The organism is Pseudoclavibacter sp. RFBA6 (genome assembly GCF_002931575.1).
Classification (GTDB): Bacteria; Actinomycetota; Actinomycetes; order Actinomycetales; family Microbacteriaceae; genus Pseudoclavibacter; species Pseudoclavibacter terrae.
The window spans coordinates 279669-303635 of record NZ_PSUA01000010.1; the positions used below are offsets into that span (position 1 = coordinate 279669).

The window sequence follows — 23967 nt, forward strand, 5'->3', positions numbered from 1 at the left end:
AACCAGAGAGATCACCGGAGCGCAGATTCCGTGGCGACGGCTTCGCGGGTGACCTCGGGCGTCCCGAAACGCGCGTCGCCGCGTGCTGCTGCGCGCGCGTCGAGGCGTGCGTCGAGCCAGTCGAGCAGCACCTCGTTGACGGCGGTCCGGGCGAGGGGTTCGCAGTGAGAATCGGCGCCGTTGACAGCCGTGAACCGAACCAGCTCCGCGTCTGGCACAAGGCCTGCCAGCTCGTCCGACTGTCCGGGCCAGAACTGCTCGTTCTCCGGCGCCGTGATGAGCAGCGGCGTGGTGATCAAGCCGGCGAGCTCCGGATTGAGCCGGTACTTCCCGACCTCCCGGTAGACCGCGAAGTAGCCGGTGCTCGCGTAGGGCTTGGCGCGGAAGTTCCACACGGCTCGTTCGGCGGCGCTGTGCCCGAGACCGAGCTTCATGTACTGGTCGAAGTGCTTCGAGTCGCCCTTCTCCAGCTCGTGACGCAGCGGTGACGGCAGGTGTCCGACCCACGAGGTCGACACGTCCGTCACCCCGGGGTCGACGATCGCCGCTGCCACGCGATGCTCGAATGCCAGCGCCCGCGGCACCCAGTACCCCGCCTGGCTGACCCCGTAGACGGCGACGCGGGACCCGTCGACGCCCGGCAGACCAAGCGCGTGGTCTATCACGGGCGTCAGGACCGCTTCGAAGTCGGGTCTGAAGTGGGAGCCGGCGACGAGCTGGCTCTGCTGACCGGGCCCGTCGAAGTACAGCACGGCGTACCCGCGGGTGGCCGCGGCCGCACCGATCGTCGCGTAGAGGTCCGTGAGCGTCCCGTCGCTGCCGTTGACCAGCACGAGCAAGGGCGACAGCCCATCCCGCGGTGGCACATCCGGGCGCTGCAGGTAACCGGGAATGGCGCCTTTCCCGTAGCGGATCGAACACCCCTCGAGGGGCACACGCCTGAGCGACGCGAAGCGGTCCCATGCCGCGCGGTGCATGGCGAACGCGTTGGCGTACCCGTCGGTGTCGCCGATCGCCGCGATCGCGTTGAGCGCGTGGCCGTAGTAGGCGGATGCTCGCAGCCACTGCGCGGCCGCGGTGGCCGCCCGCCCGTTGCTCTCGGAGACCTGCGCGAGCTGCTGCGTGGCCTGCGCTCTCGCGAACCAGGCCCTGACCCACGACTCCCGCTTGCCGTCCTCGACAGCGGCGAGCGTTGCGAAGATCTCGCCGAGGTCGCCGGCACCTGCGCCGACGGATCCGAGAACGATCTTGGCTTCGAAATTCTGATCTGCGTCGTGGAACAACGGCCGCGACAGTGCTGGATGGTGCGACATAGCCACATCATCCTCCTGTCGCCACCGGCCCGGTCCGATCCGCAGGGAGTTAGGAGGAAACACCGATCGCTAAGATGCCAGCACGGTCGTCGATCAGCGGCGAACCCAGGGAGGGAGCATCCATGTCGTTCCAGTCGTACCTCGACAACATCGAGGGCAAGACGGGCCTCACGCCGCGTCAGTTCATCGCCATCGCCCAGGAGAAGGGTCTCGATGCGCCAGACACGAAGGCGGGCGACATTCTGGCCTGGCTGAAGGAGGACTACGACCTCGGGCGCGGGCACGGCATGGCGCTGGTGCACGTCATCAAGAACGGTCCGCAGATCAGCGCGAAGCACGTCGGCAAGTCGGGGGCACACGGCGACGAGTCGGACACGCTCTGGCTCGACGGCGTGGCGACGAAGCCAGCGGCGGGGGAGTGAGCGCACCAGAGGGGGCGCCACGCGGTTCTGCCCGAGCCCCTGCGGAACGCGTCGACAACGCAGCTCCGCCTGCTGCCGACGTCTGCCCCTGCGGCAGCCGCCTCGCGTACGAGCCATGCTGCGGAGCCTTTCACGCCGGTCGACCCGCCCCTACAGCAGAGACGCTCATGCGCTCCCGCTACTCGGCATTCGCGCTCGGCCTGCCCGGCTACCTCGCGGAGACGTGGGCGGAGGCGACCAGGCCCGACGAGATCGACCTCGACGATGGCACCGTCTGGCGCCGCCTGCAGATCGTGGACATCCTCGACGGAGGCCCGGATGATGAATCCGGAATCGTCGAGTTCCGGGCCGCGTACCGGGACCCTGACGGCGCGGGCCTCCTCCACGAGCGCGCCCGCTTCATCCGCGCCGACGGCCGCTGGGTCTACCTCGACGGGCAGATCCGCGGGAGCTGAGGTCGAGAGCATGGCCGCCACCCAGCACGGGTGACGGCCATACTGTCGGCTTCGCGCGACGACGTCCCGCCGTCGCGGAGCGTCAGCCGGTGTTCTGCAGTCCCGCTGCGACGCCGTTGACCGAGAGCAGCAGGAGGCGCTGGAGCTCCGCCGCCTCGTCGCTGTCTGGCTTCCTGGCGTCGTCGCGCAGGCGACGCAGTGCGCGGAGCTGCAGCAGCGAGAGCGCGTCCACGTACGGGCTGCGCATCTTCACGGCACGCTGCAGCACCGGCTTCCGCTCGAGCAGCTCAGCGCCGCCGGTGATGCGGGTGACCCAGCTGGCCGTGAGGTCCAGCTCGTCCGTCACGAGTCCCGCGAGCTCCGGCCGGTCCCCGAGTTCGAGGTAGCGGCGCGCGATCCGTACATCCGTCTTCGCGAGGCTCATCGCGACGTTGTCGATCATCGACCGGAAGAGGGGCCACTCGGCGTAGGCCGCCTGCAGCTGCTCGAGGTCGCCGACCGCCTCGAGGGCGGTGCCCAGGCCGAACCACCCGGTGAGGTTGATGCGAGCCTGCGTCCACGCGAAGACCCAGGGGATGGCGCGCAGGTCCTCCAACGACTCCACCGACAGGCCTCTGCGTGCCGGTCGTGAGCCGAGTGCGAGCATCCCGACTTCCTCCATCGGAGTGACGCGAGCGAACCAGGGCGCGAAGCCGGGCGCCTTGACGAGCGCGAAGAAGCGCTCGCGCGAGGCCGCATCCATCGTGGCCGCGACGCCGGCGTACTTCTCGGCGGCGTTCGCATTGCGCGACTCCGTTGAGGGTGCGGAGGCGAGCAGCGTCGCGGAGATGACCTGGTCGATGTGGCGGGCCGCGATGTCCGGGTCGCCGTACCTGGCGAAGATGACCTCGCCCTGCTCGGTCAGCTTGAAGCGGCCGTCGACCGAGTGCGGCGGCTGGGCGAGGATAGCGACGTTCGCGGGGCCGCCCCCACGCCCGAGAGCGCCACCGCGGCCGTGGAAGAGGGTCAGCTCGATGCCGTTCTCCTGCGCCCACGCCGCGATCTGGCTCTGCGCCTCGTAGAGGGCGAGCGTCGCGGCGACGGGGCCGACATCCTTCGAGGAATCGGAGTAGCCGAGCATGACCTCGAGCCTGCGGCCGTTGCCTGCGAGCAGCTCGACGACCTCCGGCTGCTCGAGCATCTCGGCGAGGATGCGGGGAGCCGCCTGCAGGTCGGCGAACGTCTCGAAGAGCGGGATGACGTTGAGCGCAGGCGGCGTCGCGCCCGGACCTGTCGCCGCCAGGGCGAGCTTGAAGACATTGGCGATGTCCTCGGATGACTGCGTGAACGAGACGATGTAGCGTCCAGCGGCGCGAGGCCCGTGACGCTCCTGGATGAACGCGACCGAGCGGAACACGTCGAGGACCTCGGCGGCGAGCTCGCTCGGCTCGTCCCCGGCTTCCAGCTCAGCCAGCTCGGCGAGCACCTTGCGGTGCACCTGGGAGTGTTGGCGCACCTCGAGCTCCGTGAGGTGGAAGCCGAACGTCTCCACTTGCCAGATCAGGTGCTGCAGCTCGCCGTACGCGTGCCGGCCCGCGCCAGCCGCGACGAGCGAGGCCTGCAGGATGCGCAGCTCGCGCAGCAGCTCGTCTGGCACCGTGTACGCAAGGTCGGCGTTGCGTCGCCGCGTGGCCTCGATGCGCCGCGCGATGAGCAGCAGCACCCGGCGGTGCGGTTCACCGGGCGAGCGCTGTGCGATCTCCGCAGCAGCCGACTCGTCGGCACTCCCGAGGCGCGCGAGCAGAGTCGCCGCGGCCGCATCGAGCGGGGTCGTGTCGGACCCGAGCGTGAGGGTACGGCCGATACGGGCTGACGCGCGCTCAAGGCCGAGCAGCACGTGCTCGGAGGCGATGACGGCCGCCTGCCGGCTGACCTTGGCGGTCACGAACGGGTTGCCGTCCCGGTCGCCGCCGATCCAGGAGCCAACCCGCACGAACGGCTTCGCGAGGGGAGCCACCGTGCCGGAGATGCCACCCTGCAGCGCCTCATCCACCCGGCGGTACACGCGCGGGACGGTCGTGAAGAGCGTCTCATCGAAGACCGCCATGACGGTGCGCACCTCGTCGACGGGAGTCGGCTTGTCGCTGCGCAGCGGTGACGTGCGCCAGAGGAGGTCGATCTCCTCGAGCAGGCGACGCGTGAGTTCCTGCGCGGCCGCGCTGCCGTCGGACGCGGAGCCCAGGAAGCGCAGTTCGTCGCGCTCCTCGAGCAGGTCGCTGATGCGGCGGATCGCGGACGACACGGCCCGGCGGCGGGCCTCCGTGGGATGCGCGGTGAACACCGGGTGGAAGCGGAGGCCGCGGACCCGCTCAGCGGCCTTGTCCTCGCCGATCTCCGAGCTGAGGCGAGCGAACGCCTGAGAGATGGTGTCCTCCTGCTGCTTCTCTGGGGAGGCGCCGCGGGCGCGGAGCACGCGAACCCGGTGGTGCTCCTCGGCCAGGTTCACGAGGTGGAAGTAGCAGGTGAACGCACGGGCGACCTCATCCGCACGCGCCGGCGAGAGTGCATCCACCAGCTCCTCGGCGGATGCGAACGAGTCGTCCGCGACCTCGGCCCCGTGCTCGTACGCCGCGATCGTCAGGCGGCGCAGCCGCTCGACGTCGTCGAGGAGCTCCGGGCCTCCCGTCTCGGTGATGACCTGGCCGAGCAGGGTACCGAGAAGGTGCACATCAGAGCGCAGTTCGTCCGGCAGTTCTGCGCCAGCCTCAGTTCGGCTGGCGGGGGAGTTCGTAGGGGCTTCGAGCATGAGCACAGGCTACCGATGCTGTGTCTCGACAATGTGACACGCCATCCATCATGACCGGGAATGACATTCGGCGGCGGGTGGTTGCTGGGGTCCCGTCTCAGTCGGCACCGGGGGTTGGCGGCTCGAGGTAGTCCTCGAATACGGGCTTCTCGAGCCCATCTTTCGCGGCCAGCATCGTGTCGAGGTAGAAGTTCCAACCGGCACGGATGTCCGTCAGCATGCCGACGGGCACATCGAAATGCTCGAAGATGAGCCGCGTCGATGCTCCACCGGGGCCTTCAGGCTCCAGCGAGACCTGAAGATGCCACACGCCTGCAGCATCCTCGGTCGTGACCTCCAACACTCCCGGCGCCTCACAGCGTCCGATCGTCGCGCTGCTCGCCGGGGTGCCCTCCTCAGCCACCAGCTGGAGTCCGATCTGCCCGGCAGCCTGATCGGTGTAGTGCCACGGGCCGATCCACTGCGCAGTCCGGTCGCTCTCCGTGAACCACAGCCACAGGTCCTCCCGGGGAGCCGCCACGACGCGCTCGATGCGAATGGACTGTGTGCCGGCGTCGCCGGATGGTGTCTCAGACATGTCCGTATCTCAGCACACGACGTCGGGAAGCAGCTCGAACTCGGCGAAGCCGAAGCGAACGCCGTTGACCTGCAGCTCGATGGCGTGAACTCCAGGGTGGTAGCGGCGCGTCGTGATCGGCACGATCTTGTGGCGCTTCGCAATCTTGAGCGACTCGCCCGGAGCGAGCGTGGTTGTCGAGATCTTGAAGGTCTTCGGGGTCCTGCTCCCATCCGCCTTGACATGGTGTACGACGTAGTCGACGACCAGTTTCGCGGGCTCCTGGCCGGTGTTCCGGATCGCTCCGCAGATGAGCAGCTCCTCGCCGAGCACGATGCTGCCGCGGTCGAGCGTCGGCCCGTCCACGACCACGTCGGTCGCGACGAAGCCGAGGATGCCCAGCGCCTGCTGGTCGCCACGCTTCACGAGCGTCCTGAGGGCGCGGCGCACGAGCTTCGGCGTGTGCTCGTCGCCCTCCGCCAGCCAAGCCGCGGCCAGTTCGCAGACGAGTCCCGCGTCGTGCCGACTGATGTCGTTGAGGTGATTCGCGACCGAGCGGCGGACGTACTCGCTGTCGTCCCTGGAGAGGGCATCCAGGATCGGCGCGGTCAGGCGAGCGTCGCGAGTGATCCCCGCCACCCTCGTTCCCCACGGAAGGTAAGGGCGCGTTCCCTCGGACGCGAGGCGACGCACGTGCTCATCACTGCTGCGCGTCCACGCGAGCATGATCTCGAGCGCCCGTCCGAGGCGCGCACGAAGCATCGCCCGAACCGCCCACTCGCACGTGAGTCGAGGAGTCAGCTCGGCGAGCAGCTGCATGCCGTCGTCGAACGCCTCCTCACCGCCGTCGGCGATCGCCGCCGCGGAGACGGCCACCGAGACGGGCCAGATCATCCACCCGGTGAGGGATGGAGACTCCAGCGCTCGGCGCACGATCGCTGCGAAGGCGGGGTACGGCACAGCGAGGTCGACGGCGAGCGAGGCGGCGAGGTGCGCGCTCCGAGCACCCAGCGGAAGGTCGTCGAGCTGCTGGGCAGCGCTGCGTGTCTCGGTGAGGCGAACGGCGGCCGCCGTTTCCAGCAGGTCCGTCATGGCGGAGGCCTGCTGGCGTCCGAGCAGTTCGTCTGCGAAGGGCATGCGTCATCTCCTCTCTGCCCGAGGCCATCTCGGTCGAAATCGTCGTGGGATCGTCGGGAACGCGGCTGGGTTGGGCTGGTCGGTCATTGCGCAACAACGTGGTCATCGAACACCGAGTCGAGGAGGCCTGCGACGCGCTCCGCCTGCTCGGGGGTCGTCAGACTCGGCAGAATGATCCGCCAGTGCGTGGCGACCCGCGCCACAAGGTCGTGTCGGCAGCTCACAGCGCCCGAGAGGAGCTGGGTCCCCGTGAACGTCGACACGAGCAGAGAGCTGAGGTCCGCCGCCGCCACATCGCGGCGGATGCTTCCCTCGCGCTGGCAGAGCTGGATGAGCGGCTGCAGGCGTGCGAGCCAGTCGAGATACGGCCCGTGAGCGAGGAAGTTCGACCCGATCTCCGTCGTGACCAGGACCCCGGCGAGCACCACGACGTCGCTGCGCAGGAGCCGGGCGAAGGCGAGCGAAACCTTGAGGAGAGCCTCGATGCCACTGGTCGCGGAGCTCGTCGCATCCGTCACCGAGCGCGTCGCGCGCTGCGCGTACTCGGCGAGGACCGCCTCCGCGACCGCCTCGCGGGTCGCGAAGTGGTGGTAGAACGCCCCGTTGGTCACCCCGGAGTGCTCGCGGATCCGCGCGAGCGTCGACCCGGCGAAGCCGAACTCCACGAAGGTGGTGGCGGCTGCGAGCACCAGCCGACTCCGCGTCTCCACGCTCCGCTGCTGCTGGGGCGCGTTCGACGGTCGGGGGAGGGCGCTCATAGCCAGTGAGTGTAATGACGACCGCCCCGCCGCCGACAGAAGGCGAGCGGGAAAGGCCGAATTCTGCGCCCGGGCCGGAGACGGTCGTCGTGCTGACGGAGGTGACCCTCGCCCCCGGCGGCATGCAGTCGTGGGCGCAACCACCGACGGTAGCGGGCACGGCTCCTGGCATCCTTGAATCATGAAGCTCTCGCATCGCGCCCAGACCGTCGAGCCGTTCCACGCCATGGCCTTCGGGCAGCGGGCGGCGGTCCTCGAAGCCGCTGGTCACCGGATCGTGAAGCTCTCGCTCGGCGAACCCGACTTCGGGGCACCCCCGGCCGTGCGCGAAGCCATGCGCGAAGCCATGGACGGTCGCCCCCTGCCCTACACGGTCGCGCTCGGGCTGCCCGCGCTCCGCCAGGCGATCAGCGGCTTCTACCGTCTCCGCCACGGTGTCGACATCGACCCGGCGCGCATCATCGTGACGTCAGGAGCATCCGCCGCGCTGCTCCTGGTCGTCGCAGCCACCACCGACGACGGCGATGACGTCCTCATGGCCGATCCGTCCTACCCGTGCAATCGTCAGCTGGTCGAGGGCTTCGGCGGCCGAGTCGTCAGCGTGCCGTCGACCGTGGGGTCTCGCTACCAGCTCGACCTGGCCAGCGTGCGCGCCGCCTGGAGCGAGCACACGAACGCGCTCATGGTGGCGACGCCATCGAACCCGACCGGAACATCGATACCGTTCGACGAGCTCGCGACCATCTGCGCGTTCGCCCGCGAACAGGGAGCGTGGCGCATCGTCGACGAGATCTACCTGAACCTCTCCGACCCAGGTGCCGACGGCACGCCACCGCGGAGCGTCCTCAGCGTGGACCCGGACGCGATCGTCATCAACAGCTTCTCGAAGTACTTCGGCATGACGGGGTGGCGGCTCGGCTGGGCGGTGCTGCCGGAGGCCCTCGTGCCCGCCGTCGAGAAGCTCGCAACCAACTACTTCCTCTCGGCGTCGGCGCCCGCGCAGATCGCGGCGCTCGCCGCGTTCACGCCCGAGTCGCTCGAGATCTGCGAGGCGCGGCGCGCGGAGCTGCGTGTGCGACGCGACCTCGTGCTGGATGGGCTCGCCCGCATCGGGCTGCCTGTCCCGGTTCTCCCAGATGGGGCGTTCTACGCGTACTTCGACGTGTCGGCCACCGGTCTCTCCGCGTGGGAGTTCTGTGACCGAGCGCTCGAGGAGGCACACGTTGCCCTCACGCCAGGACGCGATTTCGGAGCGGCGACGGGGGAGACGCATGTGCGGCTCTCCTACGCCGCCTCAGCGACCGAGCTGGCGGAGGGGCTGGCGCGCCTCGGTCGCTTCCTGGAGACGCTGCGCCGCTGATCGCAGGCGACTCCGCGTTCGTGACCCCGAGGTGCAGACGAGCGCCGTCGGCCAGCTGCTCGTGAGGCGACTTGCTCAGCGTCTGCGGGCACGGGAGGATGGATGCATGCCAGCGGTCCGCGTCGAAGGGGTGTCCGTAAGACGCGGCGGGACCCGTGTGCTCGCCGCGGTCGACTTCGAGGTGGCGGCGGGCTCCGTGCTGTGCCTGACCGGCGAGAACGGGTCCGGGAAGACGACAGTGCTGCGCACGCTCACAGGACAGGTCACGCCGAGTTCAGGCCGTGTCCTCATCGTCGGGGAACCCGTTGATGAGCGGAGCCCGAGGTTCCGGCGAAGGCTGGCGGCGCTGCTCGGGTCCGTCCCCTTCTCCATGACGATGACCGCGCGAGAGCATCTCACCGCGGTGGCCGCCTCCTGGGGTGCCTCGGTCCGCGACGCGAACGCCAGCGCCGATGAGGTGCTCGCGCGTCTCGACATCCTGGACCTCTCCGATCGCTTCCCGCACGAGCTGTCGTCCGGCCAGTTCCAGCTCCTCTCGCTGGCCACCGCGCTCGCGCGACCGTTCGAGGTGCTGGTGCTCGATGAGCCGGAGCAGCGCCTCGACGAGAACAGGCGCGAGCTGCTCGCCCGCATCTTGACCGAGGAGCGAGCCCGCGGCGCGGCGATTGTCGTGGCGACCCACAGTCGTGCCCTCATCGATGAGCTGGGAGCCGCCGAACTGCGTCTCGCGCGCAGTCCCGGTGCCCGCGACAGTGGCATGGGTGACGCTCGCGGTCCTGGCGGTGACGATGGCCGTGCGGCGTGAGGGTGCATACCGGGTCTACCTCGCTGTCGCCGTTGGGCTCATCGCGGTTGCTCCGGTCGTGCGGATGCTCTTCCTCGCGCTTCTCCAACCCCCGTCGGTCGGCTGGCTGACCTCTCCGGACTTCCTCGAGCAGCTGCGTGTCCTCGCGGCCGCAGTTGGCCCTGTCGGCATGCTCGTGGGCACCGTGAGAGGGCCGGCCCTGCTTACCCCGTTCGCGACGGTGACGCTCGGCTCGAACCACCTCCCGAGGAAGCTCACGCTGAGGGGCCCGTTCCTGAAGAGCCTGATCGTCGCGGCCGCCGTCTCCGCCGCAGTCGTGTGTCTCCCTGGAACCGCGCTGGGTGTGGGCCTCGGCGCTCCGGCTCTGTCGGTGGTGGCCTGTGCTGTCGCGGCGGCGGCGGTGGCCTCCCTCGGCGTGGTGTCGGCGTTGCTCGGTCAGGTGATCATCGGCCCGCGAGTGTGGGCTTGCGCCGTGCTCCTTGGAGTCTGGGGTGCGTCTCCGTTCGGTGCGGGTCACTGGTTCGCAGCGGCTTGGGCTGGTCTCATCGGCGACGCCAGTGCCGGTATCACCGGCACAGTTCTCCTGGTCGCCGCGGCGGCTGTCGCACTCGCCGCTGTGCCTGGCCTCCTCGATCGTCTGCGCGGTGACGCTCTGCTGCCGCAGGCGGCACGCCGCGAGTCGGCGTCTGTCGCGGTTGCCACCGGTGAGTTGGCGGGTGTTGCGGCGACGTATCGAGAGCGCCCCACCGCAGGCAGAAGGCTGAGCGCCGTGGTCGGTGGGCCACGCGTCCTCGGGATGCTGGTCCGCGATGCGGTCGGGGCAATGCGAACGCCCCAGCGGACGGTTCTGGGCGCTCTCGGTCTCGCGGTCGGTGCCGTGCTGCTCGGGTTTGCCACGGCACCCTCGGGCGCTTCCGAGCTTGCGGGAGCGGTGACGACGACTGGAGCGATCGCTGGCATCGCCGCCGTCGCATCCGTGCTCATGTATCTCGCGCTGGGGAGCTTCGCAGACGGCTTCAGGCACGCCGCCGACGCTGCGGTCGGCGCCGCGGTCTTCGGAACCCCGGTCGGAGAGCAGTTCCTCCTGCACGCGGTGTTCCCCGTGGCTCTGGTCGTGCTCGTCGTCGGCGCGCTCGTTGCGATCTCAGGGGGTGGTCCGCTGCCCGTCCTCGTCGGCCTCGCCCTGGTCGCCGTCCGAGCGTTCGACGCCGCACGCGGGCACCTGCCTCCCCTCTTGTTGACACCTATGCCGAGTGAGGTCGGCGATCTGTCGGTGGTCGCGCGTATTGCCTGGCAGTTCGATGGCGTGCTCCTCTCCGTCGCGCTCGGTCTCGGCCTCACGCTTCCCTGGCTGGCGGGCGCGCCAGCCCTCTCGATCGCGACTCTCGTGGTCGCGACGCCGCTGCTCGCCCTCGCAACGGCGGCGAGGCTCCGTCAGGGGCGCGGGTAGCGGACCTCGTAGTGCGCGTGCACGAACTGGCCTTCGACGTGCGCCGACTTCAGGTGGAGCGCATCCGCCTCGATGCGACGCGGGAGCACCGGCGCCCCCGACTCGAGGACGACGGGGGCGATGGAGAGTCGTATCTCGTCGAGCTGCCCGGCCTCGTAGAACTGACCAGCCAGGTCACCGCCACCGACCACCCACACGTCGCGGCCGCCGGCCGCCTCCGCGATCTCGCCGAAGTGGTTGCTCACGGCGCCCTGGACGAGGCGGATGTCGAGTCCGTCCGGGACCGGGAGCTCGCGTGTCGTGAACACGAACGCGGGACGCTCGGCGTAGGAATCCCGCCACTTCTCGGGATGCTCGTCGAGCCCCTCATGGGTGTAGACCCACTCGTAGGTCGTCGAGCCCATGACAAGGGCACCGACCCCCTCGAGGAACGGGCCGAAACTGTTGTCCTCTGGCTGCTCGACCACGAACAGCCAGTCGAGCGAGTTGTCGTCGTCTGCGATAAATCCGGAAAGCGTTGTCGCGGTGTTGTAGATCACGTTCGTCATGTCGGCACGGTACCCGTGGCCACCGACAAATCCGGTGGAGCCCTGATCGCACCGTCGGCACACCTGGAGGGCCGACGCGAGAGGGGCCGGGAATGCCACGCAGGTCCCGAACGCTGTGCCCTGCATGCGCAAGAACATCGGCTTCCTCTCCTTCGGCCACTGGCATCCATCACCCCAGTCGGGAACACGGACCGGCGGTGATGCGCTCGTGCAGTCGATCGAGCTCGCCGTCGCCGCCGAGGAGCTCGGCATCGACGGCGCGTACTACCGGGTCCACCACTTCGCGCGGCAGCTCGCCGCGCCGTTTCCGCTGCTCGCAGCCGTGGGGGCGCGCACGAGCCGAATCGAGATCGGCACGGGCGTCATCGACATGCGCTACGAGAACCCCCTCTACATGGCGGAGGAGGCCGCCGCGGCCGACCTCATCAGCGCCCACTCCGGCGGCGAAGGTCGACTGCAGCTCGGGCTGAGCCGAGGCTCACCGGAGCCTGCCCAGAACGGCGCGCACGCGTTCGGGTTCACCCCGCCGGAGGGGAAGACCGACGACGATCTGGCCCGCGCGAAGACGGAGCTGTTCCGCGCGGCCATCGCGGGGGCCGGTCTGGTCGAGGGCAACCCGCAGATGACAGGATCCAACGCCCCACTGCCAATCCAGCCGCGCTCGGCGGGTCTCGACGACCGCATCTGGTGGGGATCCGGGAGCCGCGCGAGCGCGGTCTGGGTCGCCGAGCAGGGCATGAACCTCATGAGCTCAACCTTGCTCACGGAAGACACCGGTGTGCCCTTCGACGAACTGCAGGCCGAGCAGATCCGGGGCTTCCGTGACGCGTGGGCCGCTGCAGGCCACGCCCGCGAGCCGCGGGTCTCCGTCAGTCGCAGCGTCATCCCCATCACGACCGACGAGGACGTCACCTACTTCGGGGGTCGCGGCGGCAGCGAAGGCGACCAGGTCGGCATGCTGGAGGGCATGCGCTCTCGGTTCGGGCGCACGTACCAGGGCGCCCCCGACCGCATAGCCGAGGAGCTGGCGGCGGATGCGGCGGTCCAGTCCGCAGACACGCTCCTGCTCACGGTGCCGAACCAACTGGGGGTCGCCTACAACACGCGCCTGCTGGCGACCATCGCCGAGCACATCGCGCCGGCGATCGGCTGGTCGCGGCAAGTGTGACCGCGAAGGTCGTCTCCGCGGTGTCGCTGCTCACCGGATGACGCGGTAGCGGAGGTGCACGACCCCGGACTCGAAAGTGCGCGTGTCGAGCAGCTCAAGTGCAGTGCGGCGGTTGTTCCGAGAGAAGAACGGCGTTCCGCCTCCCACGAGGACCGGGCAGATGCGAAGCAGGTATTCGTCGATCAGATCGAGGTCGGCAACCTGGTGTGCGAGTTCAGCGCCGCCGATGGCGATCGTGCCATCACCTGGCTCGTTCTTCAGCTGGGCGATCTCCTCGGCGAGCGTGCCGACAGCGATCCGGGTATTGCCCCGCACCTCGGCGATCGTGTTCGAGAAGACCACTTTCGGGAGGGCGCGCCAGAGATCCGCGAACTCCTCCTCGAACTGCCCGTGGTCTCGCTCCTCATCGGTCGGCTCCCAGTAGACCATCGTCTCGTAGAGCCTGCGCCCCATCAGGTGGACGTCGACGCCGCGAACTTCGTCGGTCGCAAGCCGGAACACCTCCTCGCTGGGGTCGCCCCAGTCGAAGCTGCCGTCCTCATCCTTGATGTAGCCGTCGAGCGTGAGAGCAAGCGAGTACGTGACCTTTCGCATGAGCGAACCTCCTTGTTCGAGAGTCTGAACCTACCACCGGCGAATGGTGCCGCTCGAAGCGGGTGTCGGGTGTGCGAGACACGCACGTGACCTGGCCTTTTTCTGCTAGTTTCGCCGTCTTCGTCTGGAATGTCGGTGGTCCGGTCCAGGCTGCAGCTATGTACTCCTACGACGGTGAACCGCTGAAGGTCCTGGGGCTTGACGCCCAGGACCCGGCTTCGGTCGCGGCGTGGCGGAAGTTCCTGCTGGACTGGGATGCGGACCTCGCTGTCATGGCGGCCATCGTGGCCGCGGACCAGGTGCGGGTACGCGCGAAGTTGGCGGAGATGGCGTCGGTTCTGGATGCCCTTGACGGCACCGCGGAGCATGCCATGCACGTGCAGTCGGTCGCGGCGGAGGTCGCACTGATTGAGCAGGTCGGGCAGTCGGCGGCTGAGGGCGCGTTGTCGGATGCTGGCATCGCGGTGCGCGAGTTTCCTGGTCTCGTCGATGCGCTCGGTGAGGGGAAGCTCAGCGAAGAGCAGCTGCGGGTGCTCACGGGTGCCGGGTTGTCGGTGTCTCATGTTGATTCGGTCGAGCAGGCGGCGCGGCGGGGTGAGTTCGTGCGGGTGATGCTCGCCGAGCTGGGTTCGCGAGTGCTGCCGCCGAAGGCGCTGCGGATGGCCGCGGCTCGGGTCGCGGAGTCGCTGACGGAGGAGTCGGTGTCCGAGCGGCACGAGCGGGCGCGGAAGACCCGCTATGTGTCGGTGACGGCGACTGAGAACGGCATGTGCCTGTTGCGTGCGAGGCTCCCGCTGATTGAGGGCACGGCGATCGCGGACCGGCTGCGGAAGCAGGGCAAGGCGCTCATCAAGGCGCGACCGAAACCCGCTAGCACGAAATTCGCCAGGAGCGCGACGAGCGCCGGTGCAGCCGGGAGGCGAGGGCCGTCCGGGGCCGGGGCCGGGGCAGGCGCAAGGGCAGGGGCAGGCGCAGGGGCACATGCCGATGCCGCTGCCCGCGCCGATGCCCATGCCCGTGCCGATGTCGACGCCGGCGCCGCTGTCGATGCCCGCGCCGACGCCCATGCCGATGTCGACGCCGGCGCCGCTGTCGATGCCCGCGCCGCTATCGACGCCGCTGCCGGCGCCCGTGCCGCTGCCCCTGCCGGCCCCGCCGTGGTTGCGCCTGATGAGCGCACCATCGACGAGGTCAAGGCCGACCTGTTCGCGGACATGCTGCTCACGTCCGACCCGATGTCCTGCGCCGCTGCGGCAGGCATCCAGGCGAACGTCGCCTTCACGATCCCGATCCTTTCGGCCCTCACCGCGCCGGGGAGGAATGGCGCGGCCCGTAATGCCAGTGCTGTTGCTGGTTCCGGCGTGAGCGCCCTGGTGGTGCGTGCGGCGTCGTTGCCGGCGCCAGCCGCGCGTCAGGCGCTCCCCGCCTCACCCCGGCCCCAGCGCTGCTCGACGGCATGGTCCCGGTTCCGCTCGAAGAGGCGATGCGCCTCGCCGCGAATGCACCGTCATTCCTCCGGATCCTCACCGACCCGATCACGGGCACCGTCGAAGCCGTCGACAGCTATCGCCCTACGGCGGCGATGCGGAATTTCCTGGCCGCCCGCGACATCCACTGCCGCTGGCCCGGCTGCCGACAACCCGCCGCGAGATGCGACCTCGACCACACCCACGCTTGGGAACACGGCGGCACCACAACCCTGGAGAACCTCTGCGGGCTCTGCAAGCACCACCACGTCATGAAACACGCCACCGCCTGGAGCGTCGAACAACTCGGCGGCGGCATCCTCGACTGGCGCACCCCAAGCGGCAAGGCGTGCACAGACAGACCCGAGCACCACGACGTCTACTTCACACCCAACGACGACTACCTCACGCCGGGGGAGTCATCGCCAGCAAACGGCGGGACGAGCCCGCCCGCTGCTGAGCCCCCGGACACGAGACCAGCCGATGAAGCTCCGTTCTGACCGAGGCCCCAGGGTTCGAGGCCCGACGTCGCGGACAGGCGCTACCGATTGGCGACACGCTTCGGTTGGTCGGGCGACACCGCCTGGTTGGGCGACACCGCCTGGTTGGGCGACACCGCCTGGTCGGGCGACACGGCTTGGCCAGGCGACACGGCTTGGTCGGGCGACACGACACGCGCGCGGTGTGCCCCTGATGGGGCGGCTGGCGCGCACCGAACCGACGGATGAGGATGGGGAACGTCCGAGACGCGTGCGGAACCTTTACCGGGCTTACCGGGCTTAACGGCGTTTGCGCTTCCCGCCCGAGCCACCAGCCTTGGCCCGCTTCGCAGCCAACTGGGCGCCACGGCTCGTGCCGGACGACGTGCCGATCCGCTTCGCCGTCGCGCGCTTCTTCTGCTGCTCCTTTACGCGGCGCTCCGCCTCCGCGAGCGCCTGCTGCTCCTCACGCTGCAACGCCGCCGACTTCGCGCCCGTGCGGCCTCGCGAGCTCCCGGCCGTCCGTCCTCGGACGATGCCCACGAACTCCTCTGTGTCGAGGCGATCATCCTCAGCCGCCCAGATGATAGACACCGGAACCCGGGGGAGATCGCTGATGACGCGATACGTGACGTCCTTCCGCGCGTGCTGCCGAGCGACGGACTGCGGGACGACAGCAACTCCAGCGCCTCCAGCTACCAGCTCCATCGCATCCGCGGCGTCGGTGGTCATGGCCGACGCACCCGAGTCGAGCCCGAGCCGCTCGGCGGCCTCCGCCCAATCGGGCGTCCAAGCGGCCAGCACCAGCTGCCAGTCGTCGAGCTCCTCGAGCTGCAACGGCTCGTCGACATCGAGGTCTGACTCCACGGCGACCACGGCCACCACATCCTCGGCGAACAGGTCGATGGCGTTCACGCCATCACGGTCGAAGGGATGGCGCACGAACGCGACCTGCGCTACGCCGTCGAGGACAAGCTGGCGAGCCTCGGCAGCGTGCACGGTCGTGAACTCCAGCGGCGTCTCCGCTCGTCGCTCCTCCCACACACGAGACCACTTCCGTGGATTGATGCCGGGGGCCAGAGCGACCGTGAGGTGCGTCGGAGTCTCCATGCCCGCAAGGCTACTGGGTACGATGCACAGATGAGCGAATCAGAGGGCACCTCGACCGACAACCAGCCGACGGACGAGAACGACACCGCAGCAGACCGCGGGCCGGAACAGAAGATGAAGCCGGCCACGGCGGCCAAGAAGCTCGGCATCTACCTGCCGGCCGCACCCGAGGCATTCCAACAGACGCCGCTCACCCGCAGCGCCTTCCTCGAACTGCAGGAGACCCCGCCGGAGTGGCTCCAAGAGCTGCGCCGCACCGGCCCCCACCCGCGGGACGTCGTCGCCCGCAAACTCGGCATCACCAACTCGGGCCTCGCCAGGGGCGGCGTCACCGAAGCGCTCACGACCGCCGAGATCCATGCGCTCCTCGAAGAGGCCCCGTCATGGCTCTCCCACGAGCGCGGCGTCCAGGCGAAGGTCCGCGCCGAGGACGCCCGCGTCGCCAAGCTGCACGCCAAGCGCGCCAACTGAGCCGACCTTGGCCAGTCTGCTCGCCGTCTGCGCCGTCGCGCAGCTCCGTGAAGATCCAGGCGCCATCGGCGTCACCGCCATCGACAAGCGTCCGCTCAATGGGACCGTGAAGGTTGGCCGCTACGGGGTCTACGGCGACGTGCAAGCGGACCGCAAGCACCACGGTGGACTCGACCAGGCCATCTACGCCTACTCGCAGACGGACGCCGACTATTGGGCAGCGGAACTCGGGAGGGAACTCGCGCCGGGCTTCTTCGGCGAGAACCTCCGCATCGACGGCATCGACGTCAACGAGCTCCGCATCGGGGACACGCTCCGCATCGGCGACTCGACGTCGGCGAGTTCGTCCCGCACCGTCGAGCTCGTCGTCACCGCCCCGCGGGTTCCGTGCCAGACCTTCGCCCGTTGGGTCGGCGGCGAGGACGAGCGCGGCTGGGTCAAGCGATTCGGCTCGACCGGCCGCGTCGGCGCGTACCTGCGCGTCGCGAAGACGGGCAGGGTCGCCGCCGGCGACCTCGTCGAGATCGTTCCGGGTGCCGTCGGAGCGCCGACCGTGCGAGAGGTCTTCGCCGGCACTGGCGCCTGATGCCGGGCCCGGCATCACCTGCCCCCGTGATGCCCGTGTGCCGTCGGGCTATTCGGGCCGCCCGTAGGCTTCAAGCAGACGCAACCACAGTTCGCTCATCGTCGGGAACGATGGCACCGCGTGCCAGAGCCTCGACAGCGGCACCTCACCGACGACTGCGATCGTCGCCGAGTGCAGCAGCTCGCCCACATCGGGGCCCACCATGGTGAACCCGACGATGACGCCACGATCCTCGTCGACGACCATCCGCGCCGTGCCCTCGTACCCCTCGGCGTGCAGCGACGCCCCCGAGACCTTGCCGATCGGGACGTCAACCGACCGCACACGGAGGCCCTGCTCCTCCGCCGCCGCTCGCGTGAGACCGACGGCAGCCACCTCGGGATCCGAGTAGACCAGCTGCGGCACCGCGACGTGGTCGGCCGTGGCCACGTGGGTTCCCCACGGCCCGTCGTCCAGAGCACGTCCCGCGGCCCGAGCCGCGATCGCGTCGCCTGCAGCCCGAGCCTGATACTTGCCCTGGTGGGTGAGAAGCGCGCGATGGTTCACGTCGCCCGCCGCGTACAGCCAGTCGCTCCCGCGCACCAGCATCGTGTCGTCCACGTCGATCCACGAACCGGGTTCGAGCCCGGCCACCTCGAGGCCCACATCATCGGTCCGAGGGACGCGCCCCGTCGCGACGAGCAGCTCAGCGCTCTCGAGCACGCGGCCGTCGTCGAGACTCACCGCGACGCGGCCAGCTGCGTCACGGGCCACGCTCGACGGCGAAGCGCCCAGGATGACCTCCGCGCCGCGCGAGCGCAGGGCGTCAGCCACCGCCTTCCCGGCGAACTCCTCGAACCCGCCGAGCACGCGGCTCCTGACGATCAGGGTCACCTTCGCGCCGAGGTCCGTGTACGCCGTCGCGATCTCGACCGCCACGACGCCTCCACCGATGATCGTGATCGACTCGGGGATGCGCTCGACGGCAGTCGCCTCTCGGCTCGTCCAGGGGGACGCGTCGGCGAGGCCGGGGATATCGGGCAGGAGCGCCGCCGAACCGGTCGCGACGACCACGGCGACCCTCGCCGCGTACGTGGTGTCGCCGACGGTCACCTCCCGTTCCCCCGACAGGCGCGCGTGCCCGCGGACCAGGTCGATGCCAGCGCCAGACAACCACTTCACCTGACCCTCGTCGTCCCAATCGGAGACGTAGGAGTCGCGCCGAGCGAGAACGGCCGAGACGTCGAGGTCGCCGGCCGCGGCTTCCCGAGCCCCGGGGACCGCGCGCGCCGCGCGGAGCGCTGAACCGCTGCGGAGGAGCGCCTTCGAGGGGATGCATGCCCAATACGAGCACTCGCCCCCGACGAGCTCCTTCTCGACGACGAGGGCCTTCAGGCCCCCACGCACGGCACGGTCCGCCACGTTCTCGCCGACTGGGCCCGCGCCGATCACGATCACGTCGTAGGCGGTTGCGTCGGCTGCCCCGCTCTGTGAGTCAGTGTCCACGAGCGATCCATTCCTCGAGATGCGGAGCTTCCGCGCCGATCGACGTCGCGTCACCGTGTCCCGTGAGCACCGTCGTCTCGGGCGGCAGGGTCAGCAGGCGATCCGAGATCGAGGCGATGATCGTGCCGAAGTCGCTGTAGCTGCGTCCCGTGGCTCCCGGGCCGCCGCTGAAGAGCGTGTCGCCGCTGAACAGCGTCCCGAGCGCCGGCGCGTAGAAGCACACCGACCCTGGGGAGTGGCCCGGGGTGTGCAGCACCTGCAGGTCGACCTCGTCGATCAGGATGCGGTCGTCATCAGTGAGCTCGATGTCGGGTGCTGCGTCCGGGTAGACGGCGTCCCAGAGCATCCGGTCGCCCCCGTGCAGTGCGATGGGGGCGCCGACGAGCGTCGCAAACTCCTGCGCCGCCGCGATGTGGTCGTCGTGCCCATGCGTGAGGAGGACGCGCCGCACGCGCCGATCTCCCACCGCGTCTCGGACCGCCTGCGCGTCGTGGGCAGGGTCGATGACCACAACGTCATCGTCGTCACCGACGAGGTAGACATTGTTGTCGACGTCCCAGGTGCCACCGTCGAGTGAGAACGTGCCCCTCGTGACGATGCGATCGATGCGGACCTTCCCGTGGGCGCTCACAGCTCCACCACCGATCGGAGGACGGTGCCGTCCTTCATCCGCTCGAACGACGCCTCGATGTCTTCGATGCCGATGCGCTCCGACACGAACGCGTCGAGGTCGAGCCTGCCGAGGCGGTACTGCTCGACGAGCATCGGGAAGTCGCGGCTCGGGAGGCAGTCGCCGTACCAGGACGACTTCAGGGAGCCGCCTCTTCCAAACACGTCGAGTAGCGGTAGCTCGAGGGTCATCTCGGGGGTCGGCACCCCGACCAGGACAACCCGGCCCGCCAGGTCGCGCGCGTAGAACGCCTGCTTGTACGTCTCTGGCCGTCCGACAGCCTCGATGACGACGTCGGCGCCGAAGCCGCCCGTGAGGGCGCGGACGCCCTCGATGACGTCCTCTTCGCGGGAATTGATGGTGTGGGTTGCGCCGAAATGCGCCGCACGCTCGAGCTTCGCGGCGTCGATGTCGACGGCAATGATCGTGGTGGCACCGGCGAGGGCGGCGCCAGCGATGGCCGCCATGCCGACGCCACCGCAGCCGATGACCGCGACCGACTCGCCGCGCTTCACCTCGCCGGTGTTGATCGCGGCTCCGATGCCGGCCATGACGCCGCAGCCGAGGAGGCCGACCGCAGCGGCGTCCGACTCCTCGTCGACCTTCGTGCACTGCCCTGCGGCGACGAGCGTCTTCTCGATGAAGGCGCCGATGCCGAGAGCGGGGGAGAGCTCGGTGCCGTCCTCGAGCGTCATCTTCTGCGTCGCGTTGTGCGTGTTGAAGCAGTACTGCGGCTGCCCCTTCGCGCAGGCGCGGCACTCGCCGCACACGGCGCGCCAGTTCAGGATGACCCGGTCGCCGACCTCGATCTCGGTCACGCCCTCGCCGATCGCCGACACACGGCCGGTGGCCTCGTGGCCGAGCAGGAACGGGAAGTCGTCGCTGATCCCACCCTGCTGATAATGGAGATCGGTGTGGCAGACACCGCTCGTGATGATGTCGACCACCGCTTCGCCTGGCCCCGGATCGGGGACCAGCACCGTCTCAATCGACACCGGTTCGTTCTTGCCACGGACAACTGCACCTTTGACACGGGAGACCATGTGGCAAGGGTAGTCGTAGTCTCTCTGGATGGTCATCCTGATCGATCCGCCCGTCTGGCCCGCGCACGGCACGACCTTCTCGCATCTCGTCTCCGACTCCTCAGTGGATGAGCTGCACGCGTTCGCCGCGAAGGCCGGCATCCGGGGCAGGGCCTTCGACCTCGACCACTACGACGTTCCCGCTGAGCAGTACGGCGCCCTCGTCGCGATGGGAGCCGAACCGGTCGGAGGCTCCGAGCTCGTGCGCCGCCTCGTCGCAGGGGGCGTGCGCGTACCGGCGAGGGACCGGCCGAAGCGAGCCCGCCTCACCCTGATGCGCCGCTGGGACGAGCTCGAGCGAGAGATAGCCGGCGACAAGCAGTCGGCGGCGGATGCGCTCCGCGATGACCTGCTCGACGCCTGGTCAGGCACCTCCCGCAATTACCACGACGTCACGCACCTGCTGTCGGTGCTCGACGCCGTCGACACGCTGCGCCGCAGAGCCGCCGAGACGGGGTTCCCGCTGAGGGGGCGCGAGCTGCTCACTGCCCGCCTCGCCGCCTGGTTCCACGACGCCGTCTACGAGGGAGCGGCGGGTGACGACGAACGCGCCAGCGCAGCCCTGGCGGTGGAGCGGCTCGGTGCCCTCGGTCTCGAGCCCGAGCTCGTGGCGGACGTCGAGCGCCTCGTGCTCGCCACGATCGACCACCGGGTCCAGCCCGGGGATACCGCGGGGCAGATCCTCATGGATGCGGACCTCGCCGTGCTCGCGCGTCCCGAGGACGGCTACGCGCGTTACGTCGCCCTTGTCCGGCGCGACTACGCGCACGTGCCAGACGCGCAGTGGCGCATCGGCCGAGCGTCTGTGCTTCGCGCGCTCCTCGGGTCGGCGCGCCTCTTCGTCTCGCCCGCGGCTCCCGAAGACTGGGAGCCGCGAGCACGACGCAACCTCGAGCGCGAACTGAACGGTCTCGAGGCGAGCACGAGCTGACCAGTCTCGCTGGATGACGTTCCGCCGGGTGCCGCCGCGCGATCGTCGGCCTCCGCGACGCTACGCGCCGACGTAACGTGCCAGATGCTGCCCGGTGAGCGTCGAGGAGTGTTCGACGAGCTGCGCAGGGGTTCCCTCGAAGACGACGGAGCCCCCGTCGTGCCCTGCACCTGGCCCGATATCGATGATCCAGTCGGCGTGCGCCATGACGGCCTGGTGGTGCTCGATGACGATGACCGACTTCCCCGACTCGACGAGCCGGTCGAGCAGCGAGAGCAGCTGCCGCACATCGGCGAGGTGCAGACCGGTCGTCGGCTCGTCGAGCACGTAGACGCCGCCCTTCTCGGCCATGTGGATCGCGAGCTTGAGCCGCTGGCGCTCGCCTCCCGAGAGCGTCGTCAGCGGCTGGCCGAGGCCGAGATAGCCCAGGCCGACGTCGACGAGCCGCGCCAGCACCTTGTTGGCCGGCCCCGTCGAGAAGAACTCGTGCGCCTCGTCGATCGACATCGAGAGCACCTCGCTGATGTTCTTCCCGTCGAGCGTGTACTGCAGCACCTCGGCCTGGAAGCGCTTCCCTTCGCACTCCTCGCACACGGTCGACACGGCCGCCATCATCGCAAGGTCCGTGAAGATCACCCCGAGGCCGTTGCACTTCGGGCAGGCCCCTGAGGAGTTCGCGCTGAACAGGCCGGGCTTCACGCCGTTGGCCTTCGCGAAGGCCGTGCGGATCGCGTCCAGCACGCCCGTGTACGTGGCGGGCGTGCTGCGGCGAGACCCGCGGATCGACGTCTGGTCGACGACCACGACGTTCGCGGACTTCGGGATCGACCCGTGGATGAGGGAGCTCTTGCCGGAACCTGCGACGCCGGTCACGACCGTCAGCACCCCGAGAGGGATGTCGACGTCCACGTCTTTGAGGTTGTGGCGCGTCGCGCCGCGGACCTCGAGGCTCGACGTCGAGGTGCGAGTCGTGTCCTTCAGCGAGACGCGGTCGTCGAGGTGCTTGCCCGTGAGCGTGCCGGACGCGCGCAGTCCCTCGACGGTGCCCTCGAACATCAGCTCGCCGCCGCCAGAGCCGGCGCGCGGGCCGAGGTCCACGACGTGGTCGGCGATCGCGATGGTCTCCGGCTTGTGCTCGACGACCAGCACCGTGTTGCCCTTGTCGCGCAGCCGCAGCAGCAGCTCGTTCATGCGCTGGATGTCGTGGGGGTGCAGCCCGACCGTCGGCTCGTCGAAGACGTAGGTGATGTCGGTGAGGCTCGAGCCGAGGTGACGCACCATCTTCACGCGCTGCGCCTCGCCCCCGGAGAGGCTCCCGGACTCGCGGTCGAGGCTGAGGTAGCCCAGTCCGATGTTCACGAGCGAGTCGAGGGTCTCCTGCAGCGTGGCGATGGCGGGCGCCACCTGCGGGTCCTGCACGCCCGCCATGAAGACGGCCAGGTCGCTGATCTGCATCGACGAGCAGTCCGCGATGTTCTTGCCGTCGATGCGGCAGGCGAGGGCCGCCTGGTTCAGGCGGGTCCCCTCGCAGTCGGGGCAGGCCGTGAACGTGACGGCCCGATCCATGAAAGCGCGGATCGCCGGCTGGACCGCCTCGGGGTCCTTCGACAGGATCGACTTCTGGATGCGCGGGACGAGCCCCTCGTACGTCATGTTCATGTTCAGTGCTGGCACGTGGACCTTCGTGGCCTCCTTGTACAGGAAGTCCTGAAGCTCCTGGTCCGAGTACTCGGCGACCTTCTTTTCGCCGTCGAGGAAGGGCGCCTCGGAGTAGCCGCGAACCATCCACCCGTCGACCTTGTAACCGGGAATGGTGATGGCGCCCTCGTTGAGCGACTTCGAGCGGTCGACGACCTCGTCGAGATCCAGGTCGGTCACGCGGCCGATTCCCTCGCAGCGCGGGCACATGCCCTCAGCGAGGTTGAAGCTGAAGTGACCGGCTGGCCCGGCCGAGGGCGACCCGAGCCTCGAGAAGATGATGCGAAGCATGGTGTGCGCGTCGGTGGCCGTGCCCACCGTTGAACGCGCGTTCGACCCCATGCGCTCCTGGTCGACGACGATGGACGCGCTCAACCCCTCCAGCACCTCGACGTCGGGCCGAGCCAAGCTCGGCATGAACGACTGCACGAAGGCCGTGTACGTCTCGTTGATGAGTCGCTGAGATTCCGCGGCGATCGTGCCGAAGACGAGCGAGCTCTTTCCTGAGCCGGAGACGCCGGTGAAGACCGTCAGCTTGCGCTTCGGGATGTCGACGTCGACTCCCTTGAGGTTGTTCTCGCGAGCACCGCGAACGCGGATGGTTTCATACATGCAGTGATCGTAGCGAGCGGCATGCG

Annotated in this window: 23 protein-coding genes; 11 read left to right on the forward strand and 12 right to left on the reverse strand. The window is 69.3% G+C overall.

Features of this window, described 5'->3' with window-relative positions:
- Positions 1-11: 11 nt before the first annotated feature.
- The gene (locus tag C5C17_RS07630) at positions 12-1313 is read right to left on the reverse strand and encodes a S9 family peptidase (RefSeq protein WP_104252771.1); all 1302 of its coding nucleotides are present in this window, start codon (positions 1311-1313) and stop codon (positions 12-14) included.
- A 122-nt stretch (positions 1314-1435) separates the two neighbouring features.
- Between C5C17_RS07630 and C5C17_RS07635 the strand changes: the two genes are divergently transcribed.
- Positions 1436-1735: a DUF4287 domain-containing protein gene (locus tag C5C17_RS07635; protein ID WP_104252963.1), complete on the forward strand. Its 300-nt coding sequence runs from the start codon at positions 1436-1438 to the stop codon at positions 1733-1735.
- Positions 1732-2190, forward strand: coding sequence for a YchJ family protein (locus C5C17_RS18915; protein ID WP_104252772.1), 459 nt, complete (start codon positions 1732-1734; stop codon positions 2188-2190). Before C5C17_RS07635 ends, C5C17_RS18915 begins: the two co-directional genes overlap by 4 nt.
- 82 nt (positions 2191-2272) lie before the next feature.
- On the opposite strand, the gene C5C17_RS07645 is transcribed toward C5C17_RS18915, so the two are convergent.
- The 4 genes from C5C17_RS07645 to C5C17_RS07660 form a co-directional block, all read right to left on the reverse strand.
- Positions 2273-4975 carry a phosphoenolpyruvate carboxylase gene (locus C5C17_RS07645; RefSeq protein ID WP_104252964.1) on the reverse strand — a complete coding sequence of 901 codons (2703 nt, stop codon included), beginning with the start codon at positions 4973-4975 and terminating at the stop codon, positions 2273-2275.
- A gap of 97 nt (positions 4976-5072) precedes the next feature.
- Positions 5073-5552: an SRPBCC domain-containing protein gene (locus tag C5C17_RS07650; RefSeq protein ID WP_104252773.1), complete on the reverse strand. Its 480-nt coding sequence runs from the start codon at positions 5550-5552 to the stop codon at positions 5073-5075.
- Between the two features lie 9 nt (positions 5553-5561).
- Positions 5562-6668 (reverse strand): DNA alkylation repair protein, encoded by a 1107-nt coding sequence (locus C5C17_RS07655; protein WP_104252774.1) that lies wholly within the window; start codon positions 6666-6668, stop codon positions 5562-5564.
- Between the two features lie 83 nt (positions 6669-6751).
- Positions 6752-7426: a ScbR family autoregulator-binding transcription factor gene (locus C5C17_RS07660; RefSeq protein WP_181028518.1), complete on the reverse strand. Its 675-nt coding sequence runs from the start codon at positions 7424-7426 to the stop codon at positions 6752-6754.
- A gap of 181 nt (positions 7427-7607) precedes the next feature.
- Between C5C17_RS07660 and C5C17_RS07665 the strand changes: the two genes are divergently transcribed.
- From C5C17_RS07665 to C5C17_RS07675, 3 genes are all read left to right on the forward strand, one after another.
- Complete coding sequence (locus C5C17_RS07665) at positions 7608-8786, forward strand: aminotransferase class I/II-fold pyridoxal phosphate-dependent enzyme (protein ID WP_104252775.1); 1179 nt, start codon at positions 7608-7610, stop codon at positions 8784-8786.
- A 106-nt stretch (positions 8787-8892) separates the two neighbouring features.
- Positions 8893-9591, forward strand: coding sequence for an ABC transporter ATP-binding protein (locus tag C5C17_RS07670; protein WP_181028519.1), 699 nt, complete (start codon positions 8893-8895; stop codon positions 9589-9591).
- On the forward strand, positions 9548-11041 hold the full coding sequence (locus tag C5C17_RS07675; protein ID WP_146079109.1) for a hypothetical protein: 1494 nt from the start codon (positions 9548-9550) through the stop codon (positions 11039-11041). Before C5C17_RS07670 ends, C5C17_RS07675 begins: the two co-directional genes overlap by 44 nt.
- Here the strand turns inward: C5C17_RS07675 and C5C17_RS07680 are convergent.
- Positions 11026-11589: a dihydrofolate reductase family protein gene (locus C5C17_RS07680; protein WP_104252778.1), complete on the reverse strand. Its 564-nt coding sequence runs from the start codon at positions 11587-11589 to the stop codon at positions 11026-11028. The genes C5C17_RS07675 and C5C17_RS07680 overlap by 16 nt on opposite strands.
- A gap of 124 nt (positions 11590-11713) precedes the next feature.
- Here C5C17_RS07680 and C5C17_RS07685 point away from each other — a divergent pair, with 124 nt between their 5' ends.
- Entirely contained in the window at positions 11714-12757 is a 1044-nt protein-coding gene (locus C5C17_RS07685) for an LLM class flavin-dependent oxidoreductase (RefSeq protein ID WP_104252779.1), read from the forward strand.
- Between the two features lie 30 nt (positions 12758-12787).
- Here the strand turns inward: C5C17_RS07685 and C5C17_RS07690 are convergent, their stop codons facing one another.
- The gene (locus C5C17_RS07690) at positions 12788-13351 is read right to left on the reverse strand and encodes a dihydrofolate reductase family protein (RefSeq protein WP_104252780.1); all 564 of its coding nucleotides are present in this window, start codon (positions 13349-13351) and stop codon (positions 12788-12790) included.
- A 272-nt stretch (positions 13352-13623) separates the two neighbouring features.
- Between C5C17_RS07690 and C5C17_RS07695 the strand changes: the two genes are divergently transcribed.
- Complete coding sequence (locus tag C5C17_RS07695) at positions 13624-15093, forward strand: DUF222 domain-containing protein (protein WP_146079110.1); 1470 nt, start codon at positions 13624-13626, stop codon at positions 15091-15093.
- Entirely contained in the window at positions 15090-15317 is a 228-nt protein-coding gene (locus tag C5C17_RS07700; RefSeq protein ID WP_104252782.1) for a hypothetical protein, read from the forward strand. Before C5C17_RS07695 ends, C5C17_RS07700 begins: the two co-directional genes overlap by 4 nt.
- A gap of 279 nt (positions 15318-15596) precedes the next feature.
- Here C5C17_RS07700 and C5C17_RS07705 read toward each other — a convergent pair whose 3' ends face one another.
- Positions 15597-16406 (reverse strand): LysR substrate-binding domain-containing protein, encoded by an 810-nt coding sequence (locus C5C17_RS07705; RefSeq protein WP_104252783.1) that lies wholly within the window; start codon positions 16404-16406, stop codon positions 15597-15599.
- 114 nt (positions 16407-16520) lie between these two features.
- On the opposite strand from C5C17_RS07705, the gene C5C17_RS07710 reads away from it, so the two are divergent.
- Both C5C17_RS07710 and C5C17_RS07715 read left to right on the forward strand, forming a co-directional pair.
- Positions 16521-16877 carry a DUF5997 family protein gene (locus tag C5C17_RS07710; RefSeq protein ID WP_104252966.1) on the forward strand — a complete coding sequence of 119 codons (357 nt, stop codon included), beginning with the start codon at positions 16521-16523 and terminating at the stop codon, positions 16875-16877.
- A gap of 7 nt (positions 16878-16884) precedes the next feature.
- The gene (locus C5C17_RS07715) at positions 16885-17463 is read left to right on the forward strand and encodes an MOSC domain-containing protein (RefSeq protein WP_181028520.1); all 579 of its coding nucleotides are present in this window, start codon (positions 16885-16887) and stop codon (positions 17461-17463) included.
- 48 nt (positions 17464-17511) lie between these two features.
- On the opposite strand, the gene C5C17_RS07720 is transcribed toward C5C17_RS07715, so the two are convergent.
- The 3 genes from C5C17_RS07720 to C5C17_RS07730 are packed head-to-tail and all read right to left on the reverse strand — an operon-like array spanning position 17512 to position 20661.
- Complete coding sequence (locus C5C17_RS07720) at positions 17512-18948, reverse strand: NAD(P)/FAD-dependent oxidoreductase (RefSeq protein WP_104252785.1); 1437 nt, start codon at positions 18946-18948, stop codon at positions 17512-17514.
- A complete protein-coding gene (locus tag C5C17_RS07725; protein WP_104252786.1) occupies positions 18938-19579 on the reverse strand; it encodes an MBL fold metallo-hydrolase in 642 nt (213 codons plus the stop codon). Before C5C17_RS07725 ends, C5C17_RS07720 begins: the two co-directional genes overlap by 11 nt.
- Positions 19576-20661: an S-(hydroxymethyl)mycothiol dehydrogenase gene (locus tag C5C17_RS07730; protein ID WP_104252787.1), complete on the reverse strand. Its 1086-nt coding sequence runs from the start codon at positions 20659-20661 to the stop codon at positions 19576-19578. The genes C5C17_RS07725 and C5C17_RS07730 overlap by 4 nt, the downstream gene beginning before the upstream one ends.
- Before the next feature lie 28 nt (positions 20662-20689).
- Here C5C17_RS07730 and C5C17_RS07735 point away from each other — a divergent pair, with 28 nt between their 5' ends.
- Positions 20690-21631, forward strand: a complete 942-nt coding sequence (locus C5C17_RS07735; RefSeq protein ID WP_104252788.1) for a DUF4031 domain-containing protein — start codon at positions 20690-20692, stop codon at positions 21629-21631.
- 60 nt (positions 21632-21691) lie between these two features.
- Here C5C17_RS07735 and C5C17_RS07740 read toward each other — a convergent pair whose 3' ends face one another.
- Positions 21692-23941, reverse strand: coding sequence for an excinuclease ABC subunit UvrA (locus tag C5C17_RS07740; RefSeq protein ID WP_104252789.1), 2250 nt, complete (start codon positions 23939-23941; stop codon positions 21692-21694).
- Positions 23942-23967: the final 26 nt, after the last annotated feature.

What these genes read in the sequence shown, in the direction of transcription:
- C5C17_RS07660 (WP_181028518.1), bottom strand. Translation starts at nt 7,426, where the DNA reads ATGAGCGCCCTCCCCCGACCGTCGAACGCGCCCCAGCAGCAGCGGAGC.
- C5C17_RS07635 (WP_104252963.1), top strand. Translation starts at nt 1,436, where the DNA reads ATGTCGTTCCAGTCGTACCTCGACAACATCGAGGGCAAGACGGGCCTC.
- C5C17_RS07705 (WP_104252783.1), bottom strand. Translation starts at nt 16,406, where the DNA reads ATGGAGACTCCGACGCACCTCACGGTCGCTCTGGCCCCCGGCATCAAT.
- C5C17_RS07645 (WP_104252964.1), bottom strand. Translation starts at nt 4,975, where the DNA reads ATGCTCGAAGCCCCTACGAACTCCCCCGCCAGCCGAACTGAGGCTGGC.
- C5C17_RS07690 (WP_104252780.1), bottom strand. Translation starts at nt 13,351, where the DNA reads ATGCGAAAGGTCACGTACTCGCTTGCTCTCACGCTCGACGGCTACATC.
- C5C17_RS07680 (WP_104252778.1), bottom strand. Translation starts at nt 11,589, where the DNA reads ATGACGAACGTGATCTACAACACCGCGACAACGCTTTCCGGATTTATC.
- C5C17_RS07685 (WP_104252779.1), top strand. Translation starts at nt 11,714, where the DNA reads ATGCGCAAGAACATCGGCTTCCTCTCCTTCGGCCACTGGCATCCATCA.
- C5C17_RS07730 (WP_104252787.1), bottom strand. Translation starts at nt 20,661, where the DNA reads ATGGTCTCCCGTGTCAAAGGTGCAGTTGTCCGTGGCAAGAACGAACCG.
- C5C17_RS07670 (WP_181028519.1), top strand. Translation starts at nt 8,893, where the DNA reads ATGCCAGCGGTCCGCGTCGAAGGGGTGTCCGTAAGACGCGGCGGGACC.
- C5C17_RS07735 (WP_104252788.1), top strand. Translation starts at nt 20,690, where the DNA reads ATGGTCATCCTGATCGATCCGCCCGTCTGGCCCGCGCACGGCACGACC.
- C5C17_RS07700 (WP_104252782.1), top strand. Translation starts at nt 15,090, where the DNA reads ATGAAACACGCCACCGCCTGGAGCGTCGAACAACTCGGCGGCGGCATC.
- C5C17_RS07665 (WP_104252775.1), top strand. Translation starts at nt 7,608, where the DNA reads ATGAAGCTCTCGCATCGCGCCCAGACCGTCGAGCCGTTCCACGCCATG.
- C5C17_RS07710 (WP_104252966.1), top strand. Translation starts at nt 16,521, where the DNA reads ATGAAGCCGGCCACGGCGGCCAAGAAGCTCGGCATCTACCTGCCGGCC.
- C5C17_RS07630 (WP_104252771.1), bottom strand. Translation starts at nt 1,313, where the DNA reads ATGTCGCACCATCCAGCACTGTCGCGGCCGTTGTTCCACGACGCAGAT.
- C5C17_RS07695 (WP_146079110.1), top strand. Translation starts at nt 13,624, where the DNA reads ATGGCGGCCATCGTGGCCGCGGACCAGGTGCGGGTACGCGCGAAGTTG.
- C5C17_RS07655 (WP_104252774.1), bottom strand. Translation starts at nt 6,668, where the DNA reads ATGCCCTTCGCAGACGAACTGCTCGGACGCCAGCAGGCCTCCGCCATG.
- C5C17_RS07740 (WP_104252789.1), bottom strand. Translation starts at nt 23,941, where the DNA reads ATGTATGAAACCATCCGCGTTCGCGGTGCTCGCGAGAACAACCTCAAG.
- C5C17_RS07650 (WP_104252773.1), bottom strand. Translation starts at nt 5,552, where the DNA reads ATGTCTGAGACACCATCCGGCGACGCCGGCACACAGTCCATTCGCATC.